Consider the following 18569-nt stretch of genomic DNA (forward strand, 5'->3'; position numbering starts at 1 on the left):
AATGGAAAAGGAAATTTTAGAGCATCGCCTCAATATCAACAGGCGGAAATTCCTGTCGAAGCTTAGTTTAGGCATCGGCAGTATCGCGCTTGGTTCGCTGCTTATACCAGATTTATTTAGTGGAGGTGAGAGCGATTTGGATGTTATTGCGGGCTTGCCTCATTTTGCCCCGAAAGCAAAGCGGGTTATTTACCTTTTCCAGGATGGCGCTCCGTCGCAGCTGGAATCATTTGATTACAAACCAAAGCTTCGCGAAATGATGGGTCAAGAATTACCGCCATCTGTTCGCGGCGGCCAGATCTTAACCGGTATGACGGCGAATCAAAAGTCGTTTCCGCTCGCCGGGTCATTTTATGATTTTAAGCAGTATGGCAAGTCGGGCCTATGGGTAAGCGACTTGTTTCCGCACATTGGCAATATAGCCGATGATATTTGCATGATCAACACCATTTACACGGAAGCTATAAACCACGACCCGGCGCTGACATTTTTCCAAACCGGAGCCCAGCAGGGCAACCGGCCAAGCATGGGCTCGTGGGTAAGCTACGGCCTTGGCAGCGAGAATAAAAACCTGCCTGCATTTACCGTGCTGCTGTCAAAAGGCAAGGGCAACGGGCAGGGCGTATATTCTAAATTATGGAGCAATGGCTTCCTGGATTCCATCCACCAGGGTGTGCAGTTCAGCAGCAGCGAAAACCCGGTGTTATACCTGAATGACCAGCCTGGCATCAGCCGGCAGGAACGCCGTAAGATGCTTGACAAGCTTGCAGAGCTGAATGAGATGTCGTATAAAGAATTTAACGACCCGGAAATAACTGCTAAGGTGCAGCAATATGAAATGGCCTATCGTATGCAATCTGCCGTGCCGGAAATTATGGATGTTTCAAAAGAGTCGGATGATATTGTAAAAATGTATGGTCCGGACTGCTTAGTACCCGGCACTTACGCAGCTAACTGCCTGCTGGCCCGAAAGCTATCAGAAAGCGGTGTCCGGTTTGTGCAACTTTATCACCAGGGCTGGGATCAGCATAGTAACCTGCCCATGGAAATGGCAGGGCAGGCGAAAGACGTAGACCAGGCTTCGGCAGCTTTGGTGACAGATTTAAAGCAGCGTGGCCTGCTGGATGAAACTTTAGTAATTTGGGGCGGCGAGTTTGGCCGGACAAATTACAGCCAGGGCAAACTGGAAAAAGCCAACTATGGCCGCGACCACCATCCCCGCTGCTTCAGTATCTGGATGGCCGGCGGAGGCATAAAGCCAGGTATAGTTTATGGGCAATCCGACGAATTTGGATACAATATTGTGAAAGATCCGGTGCACGTGCATGACTTTCATGCAACTATATTAAATCAGTTGGGGCTCGATCATACAAAATTAACTTTCAAAAGCCAGGGCCGCAGGTATCGTTTAACGGATGTGGCCGGCAATGTGGTTAAAGGAATTATATCTTGATTCTTATCGGTGAAATTATATAAAAATGGAAAGAAGAAACTTCATCAAACAGTCTGCTTTAGTAACCGGCAGCTTTTTTATAGCAAAAGATTTATTGGCCAAGGATGATGGCCCTGTTTATGGCCATGGCAATATGCGCTACCGTATGGATAACAAATGGAGCAAGGCCGACCCGATGAAAAACCCGGTGAATGACTGCCACGAAATGGTGCAGGACAAAAAAGGCCGCATACTATTGCTTACAAACGAGACTAAAAATAACGTACTCATCTATAATAAATCGGGCAAGCTGCTGGATACCTGGGGCCACGAATTTCCCGGGGCACATGGGCTTACCCTGTTTGACGAAAACGGCACCGAGTTTTTATTCATTACTGATACGGTAAAGCACCAGGTTTACAAAACCACTATGGATGGCAGGATACTGATGACCATGGATGTGCCACTGGAGACCGGCGTTTACAAAAAACCGGAAGATTTTATCCCGACAGAAACAACCGTGGATACTAACGGAGATTTTTGGATAGCTGACGGATACGGTTCGCAGTACATTATGCAATATGATAAAAACGGCAAGCTGAAACATTTCTTTGGAGGCCGCGGTGATGGTGATGAGCACTTGGACAATGCTCATGGCATAACTATAGACAGGCGCAAAGCAACGCCTACACTGATTATTACTGACCGTACCCGCAATTGCTTCAAGCGTTTCAGTATGGATGGCAAACTGCTGGAAGTGATTAAGCTGCCTGGTGCATGTGTATGCCGCCCCGTAATAAAAGGAGACTACCTGTATGCTGCGGTGTTACGTTCGCCAAATTTAAATGCCGAGAATACTGGTTTCACTACCATACTGGATAAAGACAACAAGGTGGTATCGAACATCGGCGGCACTGAACCGACTTATAAGGATGGTGTGCTGCAGCCGATGGCCCAGGCCGAAAAGATATTTTTAAACCCGCACGATGTGCTGGTGGATAACGACGAAAATCTGTATGTTGCGCAATGGGCATCGGGCAAAGTGTATCCTTATAAATTTACGAGAGTGTAAGAAACCCCGCAAACAGACTTTGCGAACGCGGCAATCTCATCGCTGGCAATGGCGTACGATGCATAGCTCCGGGATTGCTTTGATCCCCGCAATAACAGTATTATTATTTTAAGATATTAAACTACCCTGATTAGATGATAAAAAGCACGCACAAAAGTTTTGCCGCGAACCTGCTATTTGCCCTCAATATATTTATCATCTTTTTATTGCTGTTTGGTTCACGGATCGTTATCCCGATATGGCTGCAGCTCGTAGGCCGTATGCACCCGTTGATATTGCACTTCCCGATTGTAGTGCTGATAATGGCCATGATGCTGGAATTTTTTCGCTTTAAGGAGCGGTTCCGCACTGAGAAATTATATCATGACTTTACCGATTACCTGTGGCTGACCGGGGCAATATTTGCTGCTGTAACAGCCATAATGGGCTTGTTTTTAGCGAAAGAGCCCGGCTATGAGGGCGACACCCTGCTTTGGCACAAATGGATGGGCGCATCAGTTGTTTTTGTGTCAACAATAATTTACTGGTGCCGCACTGCGGGATGGTATAATATAACGCTTGCCCGCGCTGGCGCTGCATTTGTAGTGCTTTCACTGGTGGTTGCCGGGCATTTTGGTGCGGATCTGACGCATGGGGACAACTTTGTGCTGGCGCCTGTTTGGCATAATGAAAAAGAGCTGGTACCGGTTGATAAAGCCTATGTATATAAAGATGTTATTCAGCCTATATTCGAGAGTAAATGTATAAGCTGCCATAATCCTGACAAAACCAAGGGTGGCCTGATGCTGATTGATGAAAAATCAATACTAAAAGGCGGTAAAGATGGCAAGCTCATCGTTCCCGGTCAGCCGAATATCAGCTTGTTGTTGCAGCGCATACATTTAGATGCAGGGGATAAAAAACACATGCCCCCTGCCGGAAAACCACAGCTGACCCCGGATGAAATGAAGTTACTTTACCTGTGGGTAAAAGAAAACGCTGATTTTAAAAATAAGGTGATCGCCCTGCCTGAAAAGGATTCGCTACGTCAGATCGCATCAACCTATCTAAAGCCTGCCGAAGAAACCGAAGAGAAATTTGATTTTGCTGCCGCTGATGAAAAAACCGTCAAAAAACTGAACAACAATTACAGGGTAGTCTATCCGATTGCTAAAGAATCGCCGGCTTTGGGTGTAAACATCTACAATAAAAGCAGCTATCAGCCCAAAGTGCTGGAAGAATTAAGCCCTATAAAGAAGCAGGTTATATCGCTCGACCTGGATAAGATGCCGGTGAAGGACGCCGAATTGAAAACCATTGCTCAATTTGAAAATCTGCATACCCTTAACCTGGACTTTACCGACGTGACCGGGGCTACCTTAAAAGATCTTGCCGGTATGAAATCTTTAAAGATGATTTCGCTGGCGGGTACACCGCTAAAGGCTGATGCTATTAAACAAATCAGCTCTTTGAAAAGCCTTAGCAAAATCACGCTTTGGGACACCGGCCTTACCGATGCCCAGATACAGGACCTGCAGGCACACAATAAAAACATTGAATTTATTAAGAGTTTTAAAGATGATGGCAAACCGATAAAACTGAATGTTCCACAGATAAAGAACACTACGCTTGTGTTTGCCAGCTCGCTGCCCCTTGAAATTGTTCATCCGATAAAAGGCGTTGAACTACGCTACACCACCGATGGCAAGGACCCTGACAGCGTTAACTCGCCTGTCTATAAAACAGGGGCGTCAGTCACCAAAAATACCACAGTTAAAGTAAAAGCCTACAAAAAGGGGTGGCTGAGCAGCGATGTAATACAGTTTAATGTTTTCAAAAGCACCTACACGCCGGATAGTGTTAGCTTTTTAATGCCGCCAAATCCGAAATACAGCGCCGAAGGTGCAAAATCACTGGTGGATAAAGAGCTCGGCGGACCTGGCTTCGGCAGCGGAAAATGGATTGCTGCGCAAAGCAATATTGGCGTTTATATGCAATTTAATAAACCAGCCAATGTGCGTACCGTCACCATAAATTGCCTGCGCAACCTGGGCAGCCAGATATTTTTACCTATTGGGATAGAGGTGTGGGGCGGCCCTGATAAAGAACACCTGAAATTGTTAAGCAATGTTGTACCTCCCCCGGCAAAAAAAGGCGAACCAGATGCCAGCATCGGCTTAGATTGCAAACTGAATACAAATAAACCCGTTTCCTGCTTAAAAATCATCACTAAAAATATTCAAAGTCTCCCATCGTGGGACCCGGTAAAAAAAGGACCGGAGTGGGCTTTTATGGATGAGATATTTTTGAATTAAATTTTTATTTCGATATTTATTCCGGTGGACATTTGCTGAGAACAATGTCCGATTGTTAAACCTTATTATCAATTATTTATGGCATGGTCTGTTACCTCTACGCCCTGCGTTACTGTACATACAACCCTTGTGCGCCAGGGCCAAATAGATTATCGCGTTCAATTTACTGATGCTGGTGCGCTAAAAATGTCCGACCTGGTATTCTTTAACACCGCTGCGAGCAGTAATATCGTCAAGACGCAGGCTTTAATGCTGGCCAATACCCTGGACAGTATATTCACCAATACGTACCTGGCGGTGTACCAGACGGGCTGCGATCAGGACAAAAGCGTTGCTGCAATGGTGACGACGATGGTAGTGGCTAATAATACTGTGGAAAATTTATGTGACACAATTGTTGAATGCTATAATATCACCTAATGAAAAAACTAATACTGAGCAGCATAATAATTGCTTTATTAACGTCCTCAGCCCGGCTTTTTGGACAAACAGGATCAATTTCAACAGTAATTGACCAGCCTTATCCCGGGATGAATGTTAAACAAGTCGACAGCATTAAGCAAGCTGCTTACAATTTTATTTTTTCGAACCCGGATTTGCTGAATGATGCATTCGCTAAATATGTCGGCGCTTTAAAAACGGCCAATGGTAAAACATACGATTTTATGCGCGACCTGAATATTAAATTCAAAACTTTCCAGGCGGACAACCAGTCACCAGCATTGGGTTTTGAATACAAATATGAAAACAGCTGGAGCAAGGTGAGCCATACGCCGAAGCATTCGTTCAATCAGTCGTATAATCTGAACTTTAATGGAAACGTTGCATTTAAAAAGGCTTATAACCCTGCAGATTTCCTGGAATCGAAAGCTTTTTATAATGGGACATTTATATGGGGCGGCATAGCCAAAAAGAATACCCCTGAACAAAAAAAGAAACTTGATACCATCAACAGGCTAATTGAAACCGCGCTGGCAGCATCCGATTTTGAGAGAGTTAAAGCACTTTATGAACAATCGGATGAACTGACAAAAATTACCGACCAGTATCTGCTTGGTGTAAGCTTAAACGCATCTTATGAATCGAACCAGGATTTTTCAAAGCGGCAATTTGTACCGGGTGTTTTAATTAATGCAGGCGCCAAAGCCTGGGATAAAAACGAGGCGCTGCGGTATTTTAACCTCCCTGATTACCCTTTCGCCCTGATCAGGATGCTTACGGGTACTGACAGTGATTTTAACCTTTCCGGTGCATCCTTTCCATCTGCTTTGTTCGGTCTCGATTATGTAACTCCTGAACAAGACAGCTTAAGAAAAGCCGTAACCGGCGCATTGGATCCTTTTTTCAGGCTCCGCTTCGAAGCTGCATTTAAAACCAAGGCGGCAGCGGTGGGCAAACAGATCATTTATTTCAGCGCCGATTATCGCTGGTATAAGGAACTGAATGCGTCTGATGCCATCAAAAATGCCCAAATAGACCATTTCAACTATTTTGTGGCTACCCTGGAATCAAACAATGGTTTTTTTGTTAATTACACGACCGGTAAGCTGCCATTTGACAAAAAAAGCAGTAATGTTTATGGGATTGGATTTCATTATGACTTAGGAAATTGGAAATAGCCCCGCTTGTTAATCCCGTTTGCGGATAAAAAACGATCGCAATTACTTTATATTCATGTTTGTCTGCGGGTAATACGTACATTTATTTTCCGGTTTTTTTTATAACAGGAAATTATGGAAAACAAAGACACATACGATGCCATCGTTGTCGGCTCGGGCATAAGCGGAGGCTGGGCAGCTAAGGAACTTTGCGAACTGGGCGTAAAAACGCTGGTACTGGAGCGGGGCCGGAATATCGACCATATAAAGGATTACCCAACAGCTACCAAAAATCCGTGGGACTTTCCGCACCGTATGCAGGAACCCAAGGCCGTGCTGGACGAAAATCCCGTCATCAGCAAATGCTATGCCTTCGGCGAAGACACCCAGCATTTTTTTGTAAAAGATAAGGAACATCCCTACATACAGGAAAAGCCGTTCGACTGGATACGCGGCTACCAGGTTGGGGGCAAATCCATTATGTGGGGCCGGGCCTGCCAGCGCTGGAGCGATTTTGAGTTTAGTGCCCCCCAGCGTTTCGGCTATGCCATCGACTGGCCCATCCGATACCAGGATATCGCACCGTGGTACAGCCATGTTGAAAAGTTTTCCGGAATTTGCGGCGACAGGGATGGCTTAGAAGCCTTGCCCGACGGAGAATACCTGCCGCCGTTTGAAATGAGCGCAGTTGAACACGAAATTCAGCGGAAAATACACGGGCATTATAAAGATCGCTTTATGGTGAAAACACGCTGGGCACATCTTACCAAACCACTACCCATTCACCTGGAGCAGGGCCGGGGCCAATGCCAGGCGCGCGATCTGTGTACCCGTGGTTGTCCGTTTGGCGGATATTTCAGCTCGGTGTCATCCACTCTGCCCTGGGCGAAAAAGACGGGAAACTTAACTATCAGGCCGCATTCGGTTGTTCATTCTGTAATTTATGACGAGAAAAAGGGTAAGGCCATTGGTGTAAAAATTATTGATGCGCAAACAAAGCAAGAGGTGGACTACTACGCCAAAGTGATATTTTTAAATGCAGCCTGCCTGAATACTAACTTAATATTGCTGAACTCAAAGTCGCACCGATTCCCTAACGGATTAGGTAACGATAACGGGTTGCTGGGCAAATATGTGGCCTTTCAGAATTACCGTGCCAGCGTTTACGGCACGTACGACGGACTGAAAGATAAGTACTACTACGGGCGCAACCCTACCAACCCGATCATTGCCAATTACAGGAACCTGCATAAACAGGACACCGATTACTTAGGCGGATTTTTGACCTTTGTATTCTCTAACCGCAGCCCCGGATTCAGGAATGGACCGCAAGATGGTATTGGCGGTGAGTTTAAAGATTCTCTTACCGAGCCGGGACCATGGCGCGCAGGCATGTTTATGCAAGGCGAGACTATTCCGAAAGAAACAAACCATGTGCGCCTGAGCGACGACCAAAAAGACCCATGGGGTATTCCGCAACTAATAACGTCGGTCGGTTATGACGATAACGATGATAAAATGGTAGCCGACTTTTTAACCCAGAGCGCGGAAATGCTGGAAGTCGCCGGGCTGCGCGATATTGAAAAACATGACACTCACCAGGCTCCCGGTCTCGACATACACGAGATGGGCGGCTGCCGCATGGGCCACGACGCTAAAACATCATTATTAAATAAATGGAACCAGATGCATTTGTGTCCCAACGTTTTCGTAACCGATGGCGCCTGCATGACCAGCACCGGCAATCAAAGCCCGTCCATTTTATACATGGCTTTTGCCGCAAGGGCAGCGCACCATGCGGTGGAAGAGATGAAAAGGGGGAGTTTGGGGTAGCAAAACAGGCTGTCGCAGCATCCGGGAGTGCTACTCAATCAAAATCCAACAAAACCATTTGACAATTAAACAAATAACCCTATCTTTGCAGTCCCGAAAATGCGGGGTATAATAAACGTTTAATTAATTTAATTTAAAGCAAGTGAATACGTTAAGTTACAAAACTGTCTCGGCCAACAAAAAAACCGTCAACAAACAATGGGTTGTTGTTGATGCAGAAGGCGAGATTTTGGGGCGCTTGTCTACGAAGATCGCCATGATCATCCGTGGAAAAAACAAGCCTGATTTCACCCCAAACGTAGACTGCGGCGATAACGTGATTGTTATTAATGCAGACAAGGTAAAACTGACCGGAAGCAAATTCAGCGACAAGCGCTATGTTTCTTACACTGGTTATCCAGGTGGTCAGCGTTTCATTTCTCCTAAGGAGTTAATGGCGAAACATCCAACACGCGTAATTGAAAAAGCCGTGCGTGGCATGTTACCTAAAAATCGTTTGGGAAAAGCATTGTTTGGCAATTTGCATGTGTATGCAGGCGCCGAGCACCCACATGCAGCACAAAACCCAACAACCATTTAACTTTTAACCATTAAAGAGAAAAGAAATGCCAACAACTAACACTTCGGGCAGAAGAAAAACCGCAGTTGCACGCATCTATCTGAGCGAGGGCAACGGCGCTATTACCGTTAACGGTAAAGATTACAAAGAGTACTTCCCTACCTTACCTTTACAATACATTGTTAACCAGAGTGCAGAGGTTTCTGGCTCGGCCGGTAAATACGATGTTAAAGTAAACGTAGCAGGTGGCGGCGTAAAAGGACAGGCTGAGGCCGTTCGTTTAGCTATCGCGAAAGCAATTGTTGAACTCGACCCTGAAAAGAAACCTTCATTGCGCGCTAAAGGTATCATGACCCGCGACGACCGTATGGTTGAGCGTAAAAAACCAGGACGCAAAAAAGCACGCAAGAGATTCCAATTCAGCAAACGTTAATCAAAGGAGGACAACAAAATGGCAAGAACAACATATCAGGACTTACTGGACGCTGGTGTACACTTTGGTCACCTTACCCGCAAATGGGATCCGAAAATGGCGCAGTACATTTTCATGGAACGTAACGGTATCCACATTATCGACTTAAATAAAACCTTAACAAAGGTTGAAGAAGCTGCATCAGCTATAAAACAAATTGTAAAATCGGGCCGCAAGGTATTATTCGTAGCTACGAAGAAACAAGCTAAGGACATTGTAGCCGATTACGCAAAATCAGTAAACATGCCGTACATCACCGAGCGTTGGTTAGGTGGTATGTTAACTAACTTTGCTACCGTACGCAAGTCGATTAAAAAGATGTCGAACATCGATAAATTGACTAAAGACGGTACTTACAGCATCCTCTCGAAAAAAGAGCGTTTGATGATACAGCGTGAGCGTATCAAATTAGAAACTTTACTGGGCGGTATTGCGGACCTTAACCGCCTGCCTGCTGCATTGTTCCTGATTGACGTTAAGAAAGAGCACATCGCGGTTAGTGAGGCATTAAAGTTGAATATCCCTACCTTTGCAATGGTTGATACCAACTCTGACCCTTCGAACATCGATTTCCCGATCCCCGCTAACGATGACGCTACAAAATCAATTTCGTTGATTACCGGTATCATCATCCAGGCAATTGTTGAAGGTTTGGACGAGCGTAAACGCGAGAAAGAAGACGAAGCTGAAAGAGAAGCAGTTGCTGCCAAAGCAAAAGCTGATGCTCCTGAAGTTGCTGACCGCTCAGGCGCCGGCGATGGCAAAAGGGCACGCAAAGTAGCTGTTGAAGCTGAAGCCGCCGCTGAGGATACTACCCCGACTGCTGAGTCAAGCGAAGAGTAATATAAAGTTGTAAAGGTTGTAGATGTTGTTATGGTTAAAACCACTTCAACATCTGCAACCTTTACAACATCTACAACTTATTTAAACAAAATACAATGTCTACAGTAACAATATCTGCATCAGACGTGAACAAATTGCGCCAGCAAACCGGCGCCGGTATGATGGATTGTAAGAAAGCTTTAACTGAAACCAATGGTGATTTTGAAGCTGCTATTGATTTTTTAAGAAAAAAAGGCGCTAAAGTGGCTGCAAGCCGCCAGGACCGCGAAAGCAACGAAGGCGTTGTTATTGCACGCGCTTCGGAAGACGGCAAATTTGGTGTGATCATCGAGCTGAATTGCGAAACCGACTTCGTGGCTAAAAATGCTGAGTTTGTGGCGTTCGGCAACCAGATTGCCAATGCAGCTGTTGAGCACAAGCCAACTTCTATTGAAGAGCTTTACGCGATCAGTGTTGACAACGAAAACACCATGTCGAAAATTGGCGACCTGATCATCGAAAAAACCGGTAAAATCGGCGAGAAGATCGGTGTATCTAAATATGCTGTTGTTGAAGGCGAAAAAGTTATTGCTTACATCCATGGCAATTTCCGTTTAGGTGTATTGGTTGGCCTTAGCGCAAACGTTGAAGGTGCTGACGAAGCAGGTAAAGACGTTGCAATGCAGATTGCCGCCATGAACCCTGTTGCTATCGACAAAGACGGCGTTGACGCTACGACTATTGAGCGTGAGCTTGCCATTGCAAAGGACCAGATCCGCGCAGAAGGCAAACCGGAAGAAATGGTTGAGAAAATTGCTGCCGGCAAGCTGAACAAGTTTTACAAAGACAGCACCCTGCTGAACCAGGAGTTTGTTAAAGACCCTTCAAAAAACATTGCGCAGTACCTGAGCGGTGTTGAAAAAGGCTTGACAGTTACCGCCTTTAAGCGGGTAGCCTTAGGAGCTTAAATATTTTATCCCCCTCGGGTTTCGAGGGGGATTTTTTTTGTCATAGCGATGGCGTTAAAGCTCATCGCTATTTTTGTGAAAAATAGAATACAACAGGCTCGTTATTTTAAAGCAGGCTTAAATTAAATTAGCCTTTAATAAAGCCATCCCGGCCATGGGCTTCCCGAGGCGCAGCTCCAAAATGCCTCAGCGCATGATGCCTGTTCGAACTTACCGCCGGTAGCTATATTCCGCCGTCTTTCTTCAATTCAATCACATCCTGCACCGTTTGCGGCAGTGCTGATAATAAATTGTAGCCGGTAGCTTTTTCTATATCGCGCACGGTGGTTATGTATTGCCGCCAGTCCGGGCTAATGGTATTGTCATTTGGTGTATTTACTGCAATCACCCTGGTAGCGGAAGACACGCGGCTAAGGTCGCCATTGCCAGCGGGTAGTATTACCGCAACTTTCCAGATGTTGGCCGGCACATTAACATGGCCATTGTTTATGGCGTTTGCCTCACCTTTTGAGCCAGTGCCGCCTGTACCATAGCTGCCCATAACAATATAAACTTCGTTACCCCCGACAACCTGTTCGCGCAGGTAATTTTCCAGGTTAGCCCAGGTTTGCTGGTTGTTCTGTGGCGCCTGGGGAATCATGTTGGTCATCAGGAACGTGGAGGCGTTAGCATCTGTAGAACTTGTACGGTCGGCCGACGGACAATTGTGCCCTCTGTCGAACCCGGAACCACTATAGCTGTTACTTTGTACCACGTACCAGCCGGAAGGCAGACCATTAAATCCGGCAAAATCATCAAGGCGAGGCGAGGCATTGGTTGTGTTAGTAGCATCCAGGTGCCAGCTTACCCAGTTCGGTTCGCCCCTTGTAGCGTTGTACGACTCAGTGTAATAACCCTGGTCCATGAGGTAATTATCCATCATAGCTATCGATGCAACGGCACCCGAAGGATTGCCAAATAACAGGTCGCTGTTATCGCCGCTTGCCGGTGGCGCATCCGGCCCTTTGGTTATTCCGCGGGTTCCCGCAACGCCACCTGTTGCGGTAGTGTCAGTGCTGCTCGTGTCAGGACTGCCGGGTGTAATGCCGGGATCGCCTAAGCCTTTAAAAGTAATATCATCAATATTGATACGCGTGGTTCCTGATTTTTCAAACCTGAAACGAACTTTCCCTGCCGCAGAAATCTTTACGGAATCGGCAACCAGTGCGGTGCTGTTTTCGGTGTAGTCTTCGCCAAGCTGACTGTAGCTAACGCCACCATCGGTGGACATTTCCAGTTTCCAGGTTGATGTTCCGTCAGAACCATATCTGGCGTGTTTAAAACTCAATAAGGTGAGGCCGCTGATGTCGAAATTCATAGAGATGCTGCCTGTTCTCAGTCTTACCGACCAGTTACCGTCTTTAGCATCGCCGGCCAGGTTCCCTATAAGCGCATCTTTAAAATCCCATGGGCCGGTACTTAAATTGATATTGGCATCCGCATAGGCGGTCTTCGACCCTGTTTCAAAAGTTTCTGTAATGCTGTAGGGAATTGGTTTAGGAGGATTGGTTGTGGTTGTATCACTCCCGCCTGTGTGAACGGGCATCGTTGCATCCTTTTTACACGCGGCGAAAAATAACAAAAGGATCGCCGCTGTAAGTATTTTTCCTGATTTCATAAGCTATGTAAGTTTTGTGCAAACATCGTTTATGAAAATTAATTTAATATTAATTTTTTTATCTTTTTAAGAAAATCAAAGATGAGGGGGGGATAAACCCTTAGTAGTCTATGGGTTGCGACAGGCCGCGACTGAGATTTTATAAGATTACTGGCTAACTATTTCTTTGACCGCATTTGCAACTGCTACCAGATGTTCTTTCTGTAGCGGCTTATACAAATAATCTTTTACAAAGTTATAGCGAAGAGCGCGTTCCCTATCACGGGGATCGATGGAAACAGAAATAACATATATAGAAATGCGTTTGGCAAACGCCAGGTGGTGCAGGTCTAAAAACTTTAATACATCCCAACCATTGCATACCGGCATGCCCACATCTATAAAAAGTACATCCGGCAGATTATTGCTGTCTTTATAATTTTCTTTCAGATAATTTATCAGCGGCAAACCCGATTCGAAATACAGCACGTGTTTAAACAAGGGGTATTTTATGAGCGTCATTTTCAAAACGCGCTTAAATAGCTCATCATCGTCGGCAACAAACAAGCTGGGCATATTAAATTTTTTTGAATAATACGCATTATAATTTTGCTTGTGGAGCGCAACTTATCAACACAGGTTAATTACAGTAATAACATAGCCTTTTCAGTGAGTTTAATACATAAATAACTGTTAGCTAGCTGTTGCTGTTTTTAAATTAATGCTTGCCGCCAGCGCCAACATGCCAGCCAGCAGAGATATTGCAGCCGCAAACGGAAAGAAATATATCAACTCCGAAACCCCCATCAGCAATAAAAATATTGCGACGACCGGCAGCAGCTTCCCGGTAAGCGTATTACCCACAGCATTGGATAACAACCATAGCAGAACAGTAATAAATAGCAGAACGAAGATATTGATAACGCCATATCCCTGGAAGAAAGAGCCCAGGCTTACCTGCCGGCCCATAAACGCAAAATGAATGCTTTGCATATCGCTAATCAGCCTGGCAACTGTGCTATCAGGCGCTTGTTTCCAGGTAAGCGCGCCGATAGTATGCCCGGCCGTATGCAGTAGCATAAGGGCGGATGAAATTCGGATAAAAATTTTAGGTTTCATATAACTGTTATTTTTCGGCTTCAGCTTTATACAGACCCATAATGTAACCCCAACCCTCATCCATGCCGGAGGTATGAACACCTTCGCCCAGGCGGTCCAGGTCTTTATGTTCAAATTTCACACGCGTACGATTACTGCCTTCCGGAATAAATTGCACTTCTACCTCAGTTACCAGGCCTGGCACATATTTAAAAACGCCGTTAATCTGCCATGAAAGTACGATTAAGCCGTAGGGGTCCCAGGTGAGTACGGTGCCGATATCTGCTTCGCTGCCATCTTCGTGACGCGTAAACCAGCGGCCGTTTACGCCCGGCTCAAGCACCATTTCAGTCATAGGTGTTGCGCCGATGTGGTGCGTGCGCGGCCACCATTTGTCAATGTTTTCGGTAAATACTTTAAAGGCTTTGTCTTGCGGGGCCTCAACCACAAAATCTTTTTTAATGGATGGGATGGTCAGGTTATTCATTTTCTTGTTGATTTTCAGCAAATTGTTTGAATGCGGTAAGGGCAGAATCCCACATGCTATCGAGATAAAAGCGCATGGCGATAATGCCTTCGGGGTCTATTTCGCAAACGCTCCTGGTGCCCTTGCGATGTACACGTATGAGCTTTGCATCTTTCAGAACCTTTAAATGCTGCGACACGGCCGGTCTGGTAACCGGCAAGCCGTCAGCAATATCAGCTACTGCAAGCGGATTATTACGCAATTTTTCTAAGATCGCCCTTCGCATCGGATCGCCAAGGGCGTTAAAAGCTTTTTCAGAGTCGGTCATATCTTTATTGGTAAGTTTTAACTAACCGTAAGTACAAACTTACTAATAAGATTTAAATATGCAAATATTTGCAAAACTTAGGTTTGACTATAACATCGGATTGATAAAAACGAGAAGGGGATAAATATTCCGGAGCCCGGCAAACAGACCGGATACGAACAGGCCTATGCCCGGTTTCGTTACAAAAAGAATTTGATGAATTGATTTAAATTTGTGATAAACAATCAATTGAAATTAGGAACGGCGATTGCTGTGACTGATCATCGTGACGACATATACATTCCATATCAGCTTTTTTGACCTTGCTTCGCTGGGAGCAATATTTATTGGATTAACCTTTGCGTTACAGTTGTGGTTCGTAAAAGGTAGGGCACGTGCCGCTAACCGTTATCTGAGCGCGGTACTGGCAGTGATGATTTTGTGGATGATTAGAATACTGGCGATAGATATACGGCTGGGAATTTATCAGCCCGGCTGGGATCGTCTGCCGATGCAATTCTTACTGGCTCTTGGCCCGCTGATCTATTTTTACGTACTTAAGAAAACAAATCCTGAATATAAGCTAAGTTGGAAGGATCTGCTGCATTTCACCCCGCTTTTGCTCGAACAGGGTGCACTGGCAATCGAAATAGCGGAAAGTGTGAGAACGGGGGCAGCAACATACGCTACGTCTGCATTCCAGTGGCTACATCCATTATTGCAGCTGCTGATATTTATTTCAATCACAACCTACCTGTATTACTCACACCAGCTTATTCAAAATTTTTACCGGCTTAAAGCGCCGGTCTTCATGGACCGGTCGCTTCTCGAATTCCGGTGGCTGGACCGCTTATTGGGGGCAACAGGGCTATTGTGGCTGTTTTGGATATCTTATACAACCGTTGATTATTTTGTTTATCATGGGCAGTTAGGGCTAACCTTTTACTATCCGGTTTATGTATCTTTCGCGGTTATAATTATTTGGACGGCAGCGGCAGCATTCCTGAGGCCGCAACAGGTACCACCAGATCCATCCATTGTTCCGGCAAAGACAGCGCCCCCGTTTGAGCTAAAGGAAAAAGCGGCCTGGTTAAAAAGGACGATAGAAGCCGGGAATTACTATCAGGACTCCGATCTGAGCCTGGGGTCATTAGCCACTAAGCTTGATCTGACGCCTCATGAATTATCACGGATCATTAATAGTGCCCTTAAAAAAAGCTTCAGCGATTTCATTAACGAATACCGGGTTCAGCACGTGATTTACATGATGCAGGATCCGGCTTACGATCATATTACACTGCTGGGCATTGCTTATGCAGCCGGATTTAATTCCAAAGCTACCTTCAACCGCAGTTTCAGGGAAGTGACCGGCGCCACCCCTTTGGCATACAAACGGCAGATGGCAAAAGATGTCTCATATTATAACTTGAGGCGCACGCCCCGGACCGCAAGGCTAATTTCGGCTCATGATACCCCAACAAGGTGGCCTGAAAAGAAATTAAGCCGTAATTATATGTTAAAAAACTATTTAAAAATATCTTTCCGCTACTTAATGCGGCATAAGGAGTACACGCTCATCAATATTCTTGGCCTGGCGGTAAGCGTTACCTGCTGCCTCCTGATTATGTTATTTGTGCGAAGCGAGCTAAGCTATGATGCTTTTCACCCCAAAGCCCCCAGGATATACCGTGTTTGGCAGCGCGAAAAGGCCGACAATATCACCTCCGATAACGTTTTTACGCCGCTGGCAATGGCGTCGGCTATTAAAAGTACCTTTCCCGAAACCGAGGCGGCGTCGCATGTGCTGGCGTTTTCTCCCATTGTAAAAACCGGGGCGAATTCTTTTAAGGAAACCATGGACCTGGTTGACCCGGATTTTTTCAAAATGTTTAACTTTAAGGTGATAGCAGGGAATGCAAGCAGTCCGCTTTCTCTCGATAATAATATTGTGCTTACAGCAGCTACTGCAAAAAAATATTTTGGCGACGCCAACCCTATCGGGAAAAACGTTGAATTACAAATCCAGGATGATAAAGTGCTGTTTACCGTGAGTGCAGTTGTTGACGATGCGCCCGAAACATCAAGTATCAGGTTTAATGCGCTATTGCCTTTTAGTGCGGCAAAACACATCTATCCGCAAGGGGCTTTCAAAAACTGGTTTGCCGTTTTTACGGAATCATATATACTGGTGAAGCCAGGAGTGAATGCATTGGCACTGGAGAGCAAGTTTCCGCAAATGATGAAGCAGCAGTTGGGCGAAGACTACGGCAAGGAAGAATTTACTGTACATCTGCAACCTATTAAAGATATCCATTTAAATACCAGCCTGCCTCCGGGTAACCAGCCCACCAGCGATCCTAAGTATTCGTACATCTTAGGCTCAATTGGCTTATTGATATTAATTGTGGCCTGCATAAACTTCGTTACGCTATCCATTGGGCAATCCACCAAACGGGCTATGGAAGTGGGTGTACGCAAAGCGCTTGGCGCAGCACGTAAACAGCTTATCATTCAATTTTGGGGCGAGGCATTCCTGGTGGTTTTGATATCGGTGACCATAGGTGTTGTGTTGGCCCTGGTAACGGTTCAGCCGTTTAACGATATCGTAAACCGGCAGCTATCCCTGCATCCCGATTTGTTTTTTGCACTGTTCTGTCTGTTGGTAATCGCCCTGATTGCAATCATATCCGGAATTTATCCGGCGCTGATATTATCGGGCTTTAACCCGGTTGAGGTACTAAAAGGAAAATTAAACCTTAAAGCAGGCAGCAACTGGCTGCGCCAGGGCCTGGTTATAGGGCAGTTTGTAGCCTCCATTGTTATGATTATTGGCACTGTGGTAATAGGGCGCCAGATGGATTACATGCAGCAAAAGGATCTCGGCTATAAAAAAGAACAGGTTGTTGTAGTGGAAACAAATAAAAACATGACGTTGGGTCAACCGGTTGCAGCCACATTCCGCGCTGAGCTGAATAAATATTCAAAGGTGATAAACTCCAGCATATCATTATACAGCATGGCCGAAATACCATGGATACACCTGGATTATAAAGACGACCATGGGCAGGTGCGCGACTTTTTATACAACTCCGTTGATGCGAATTTTGTACCTACCATGGGAATAAAAATGGTAAGCGGCCGAAATTTTGCGGAAAACAATGCGATGGATGTTGCCGGTACAGCCCTGGTGAACGAAACTTTTATAAAAGCCTTTAATATTACGGATCCTATCGGCAAAAAACTGCCCGGGCCATTCCCGCAAATAATTATCGGGGTGATGAAGGATTTTAATTACGAATCGCTGCATGCCAAAATACAGCCGCTGATATTATCGGGCGAAGCGAAGGCGCTGATGAAATATGTCAACGATGTAAATGTGAATGCCCCGCCTCAGCCGCGCATTTCTGTACGGTTAGGCGCAGGCAGTTTGTCATCAAACATCGGCATTCTTAAAAAAGCATGGGCTGTTGCTGCCCCAGGCCAGGATTTGGATTATAGTTTTTTAGACGATACTATAGCTGCACAATATCGCCAGGAACAACGTTCAAGCCAGGTAGTACGTATCGCTTCGGGCTTATCTATTTTTATAGCATGCATAGGTTTGTTCGGCCTGGCTACCATCACCGTAGCGCGGCGCGTTAAAGAAATTGGTGTGCGTAAAGTACTGGGCGCACGTGTGGGCAGCATAGTGCAGCTGCTATCCGTTGATTTTGTAAAGCTGGTGCTGATTGCAGCCGTAATAGCCAGCCCGATTGCATGGTGGGCTATGAATAACTGGCTGCAGGATTTTGATTACCGCATTGACGTTAGCTGGTGGATATTTGTTTTAGCCGGAGGCGCCGCCATATTGATAGCTCTGGTTACAGTGAGCTATCATTCTATTAAAGCAGCACTTGTTAACCCTGTGAAGAGCCTGCGCTCGGAATGAGCGTTTGAATCGAGTAGAGGGCGAAACTTTTATTCGTTTCACCGCTCTCTCACACCACCGTACGTACGGTTCCGTATACGGCGG

Annotated in this window: 16 protein-coding genes; 11 read left to right on the forward strand and 5 right to left on the reverse strand. The window is 45.7% G+C overall.

The annotated features are described in order from the left end of the window. The first annotated feature begins 1 nt into the window (after window position 1). From Q3W13_RS10515 to tsf, 10 genes are all read left to right on the forward strand, one after another. Window positions 2–1453 carry a DUF1501 domain-containing protein gene (locus Q3W13_RS10515; protein WP_302863560.1) on the forward strand — a complete coding sequence of 484 codons (1452 nt, stop codon included), beginning with the start codon at window positions 2–4 and terminating at the stop codon, window positions 1451–1453. 25 nt (window positions 1454–1478) lie between these two features. Next, on the forward strand, window positions 1479–2504 hold the full coding sequence (locus Q3W13_RS10520) for a hypothetical protein (protein ID WP_302863561.1): 1026 nt from the start codon (window positions 1479–1481) through the stop codon (window positions 2502–2504). 134 nt (window positions 2505–2638) lie between these two features. Beyond that, window positions 2639–4798 carry a c-type cytochrome domain-containing protein gene (locus Q3W13_RS10525; protein WP_302863562.1) on the forward strand — a complete coding sequence of 720 codons (2160 nt, stop codon included), beginning with the start codon at window positions 2639–2641 and terminating at the stop codon, window positions 4796–4798. A 78-nt stretch (window positions 4799–4876) separates the two neighbouring features. Beyond that, window positions 4877–5218 carry a hypothetical protein gene (locus tag Q3W13_RS10530; protein WP_302863565.1) on the forward strand — a complete coding sequence of 114 codons (342 nt, stop codon included), beginning with the start codon at window positions 4877–4879 and terminating at the stop codon, window positions 5216–5218. Next, window positions 5218–6417, forward strand: coding sequence for a hypothetical protein (locus Q3W13_RS10535; RefSeq protein WP_302863566.1), 1200 nt, complete (start codon window positions 5218–5220; stop codon window positions 6415–6417). The genes Q3W13_RS10530 and Q3W13_RS10535 overlap by 1 nt, the downstream gene beginning before the upstream one ends. 114 nt (window positions 6418–6531) lie before the next feature. Continuing rightward, a complete protein-coding gene (locus tag Q3W13_RS10540; RefSeq protein ID WP_302863567.1) occupies window positions 6532–8229 on the forward strand; it encodes a GMC oxidoreductase in 1698 nt (565 codons plus the stop codon). Window positions 8230–8371: 142 nt separating this feature from the next. After that, window positions 8372–8809, forward strand: a complete 438-nt coding sequence (rplM, locus tag Q3W13_RS10545) for a 50S ribosomal protein L13 (RefSeq protein WP_302863568.1) — start codon at window positions 8372–8374, stop codon at window positions 8807–8809. A gap of 25 nt (window positions 8810–8834) precedes the next feature. Continuing rightward, a complete protein-coding gene (gene rpsI, locus Q3W13_RS10550) occupies window positions 8835–9221 on the forward strand; it encodes a 30S ribosomal protein S9 (RefSeq protein ID WP_302863569.1) in 387 nt (128 codons plus the stop codon). 18 nt (window positions 9222–9239) lie between these two features. Continuing rightward, on the forward strand, window positions 9240–10103 hold the full coding sequence (rpsB, locus tag Q3W13_RS10555) for a 30S ribosomal protein S2 (protein WP_302863570.1): 864 nt from the start codon (window positions 9240–9242) through the stop codon (window positions 10101–10103). Between the two features lie 95 nt (window positions 10104–10198). Continuing rightward, window positions 10199–11050, forward strand: a complete 852-nt coding sequence (tsf, locus tag Q3W13_RS10560) for a translation elongation factor Ts (protein ID WP_302863571.1) — start codon at window positions 10199–10201, stop codon at window positions 11048–11050. A 223-nt stretch (window positions 11051–11273) separates the two neighbouring features. On the opposite strand, the gene Q3W13_RS10565 is transcribed toward tsf, so the two are convergent. The 5 genes from Q3W13_RS10565 to Q3W13_RS10585 form a co-directional block, all read right to left on the reverse strand. After that, complete coding sequence (locus tag Q3W13_RS10565) at window positions 11274–12707, reverse strand: DNA/RNA non-specific endonuclease (RefSeq protein ID WP_302863572.1); 1434 nt, start codon at window positions 12705–12707, stop codon at window positions 11274–11276. Between the two features lie 147 nt (window positions 12708–12854). After that, window positions 12855–13262 carry a response regulator gene (locus Q3W13_RS10570; protein ID WP_302863574.1) on the reverse strand — a complete coding sequence of 136 codons (408 nt, stop codon included), beginning with the start codon at window positions 13260–13262 and terminating at the stop codon, window positions 12855–12857. A 117-nt stretch (window positions 13263–13379) separates the two neighbouring features. Further along, window positions 13380–13805: a hypothetical protein gene (locus Q3W13_RS10575; RefSeq protein ID WP_302863576.1), complete on the reverse strand. Its 426-nt coding sequence runs from the start codon at window positions 13803–13805 to the stop codon at window positions 13380–13382. Window positions 13806–13812: 7 nt separating this feature from the next. Continuing rightward, entirely contained in the window at window positions 13813–14271 is a 459-nt protein-coding gene (locus Q3W13_RS10580; RefSeq protein ID WP_302863578.1) for an SRPBCC family protein, read from the reverse strand. Further along, window positions 14264–14578, reverse strand: a complete 315-nt coding sequence (locus Q3W13_RS10585; protein WP_302863581.1) for a metalloregulator ArsR/SmtB family transcription factor — start codon at window positions 14576–14578, stop codon at window positions 14264–14266. Before Q3W13_RS10585 ends, Q3W13_RS10580 begins: the two co-directional genes overlap by 8 nt. Window positions 14579–14843: 265 nt before the next feature. Here Q3W13_RS10585 and Q3W13_RS10590 point away from each other — a divergent pair, with 265 nt between their 5' ends. Next, window positions 14844–18485, forward strand: coding sequence for an ABC transporter permease (locus Q3W13_RS10590; RefSeq protein WP_302863583.1), 3642 nt, complete (start codon window positions 14844–14846; stop codon window positions 18483–18485). The last annotated feature ends 84 nt before the right edge of the window (window positions 18486–18569 follow it).

The sequence above is a fragment of the Mucilaginibacter sp. L3T2-6 genome, from assembly GCF_030519355.1.
Lineage (GTDB): Bacteria > Bacteroidota > Bacteroidia > Sphingobacteriales > Sphingobacteriaceae > Mucilaginibacter.

Excerpts from the sequence above, each read along its gene's own strand:
- Q3W13_RS10540 (WP_302863567.1), top strand. The coding sequence starts at position 6,532 with ATGGAAAACAAAGACACATACGATGCCATCGTTGTCGGCTCGGGCATA.
- rpsI (WP_302863569.1), top strand. The coding sequence starts at position 8,835 with ATGCCAACAACTAACACTTCGGGCAGAAGAAAAACCGCAGTTGCACGC.
- Q3W13_RS10535 (WP_302863566.1), top strand. The coding sequence starts at position 5,218 with ATGAAAAAACTAATACTGAGCAGCATAATAATTGCTTTATTAACGTCC.
- Q3W13_RS10585 (WP_302863581.1), bottom strand. The coding sequence starts at position 14,578 with ATGACCGACTCTGAAAAAGCTTTTAACGCCCTTGGCGATCCGATGCGA.
- rpsB (WP_302863570.1), top strand. The coding sequence starts at position 9,240 with ATGGCAAGAACAACATATCAGGACTTACTGGACGCTGGTGTACACTTT.
- Q3W13_RS10580 (WP_302863578.1), bottom strand. The coding sequence starts at position 14,271 with ATGAATAACCTGACCATCCCATCCATTAAAAAAGATTTTGTGGTTGAG.
- Q3W13_RS10515 (WP_302863560.1), top strand. The coding sequence starts at position 2 with ATGGAAAAGGAAATTTTAGAGCATCGCCTCAATATCAACAGGCGGAAA.
- Q3W13_RS10575 (WP_302863576.1), bottom strand. The coding sequence starts at position 13,805 with ATGAAACCTAAAATTTTTATCCGAATTTCATCCGCCCTTATGCTACTG.
- Q3W13_RS10570 (WP_302863574.1), bottom strand. The coding sequence starts at position 13,262 with ATGCCCAGCTTGTTTGTTGCCGACGATGATGAGCTATTTAAGCGCGTT.
- tsf (WP_302863571.1), top strand. The coding sequence starts at position 10,199 with ATGTCTACAGTAACAATATCTGCATCAGACGTGAACAAATTGCGCCAG.
- Q3W13_RS10525 (WP_302863562.1), top strand. The coding sequence starts at position 2,639 with ATGATAAAAAGCACGCACAAAAGTTTTGCCGCGAACCTGCTATTTGCC.
- Q3W13_RS10565 (WP_302863572.1), bottom strand. The coding sequence starts at position 12,707 with ATGAAATCAGGAAAAATACTTACAGCGGCGATCCTTTTGTTATTTTTC.
- Q3W13_RS10530 (WP_302863565.1), top strand. The coding sequence starts at position 4,877 with ATGGCATGGTCTGTTACCTCTACGCCCTGCGTTACTGTACATACAACC.
- Q3W13_RS10520 (WP_302863561.1), top strand. The coding sequence starts at position 1,479 with ATGGAAAGAAGAAACTTCATCAAACAGTCTGCTTTAGTAACCGGCAGC.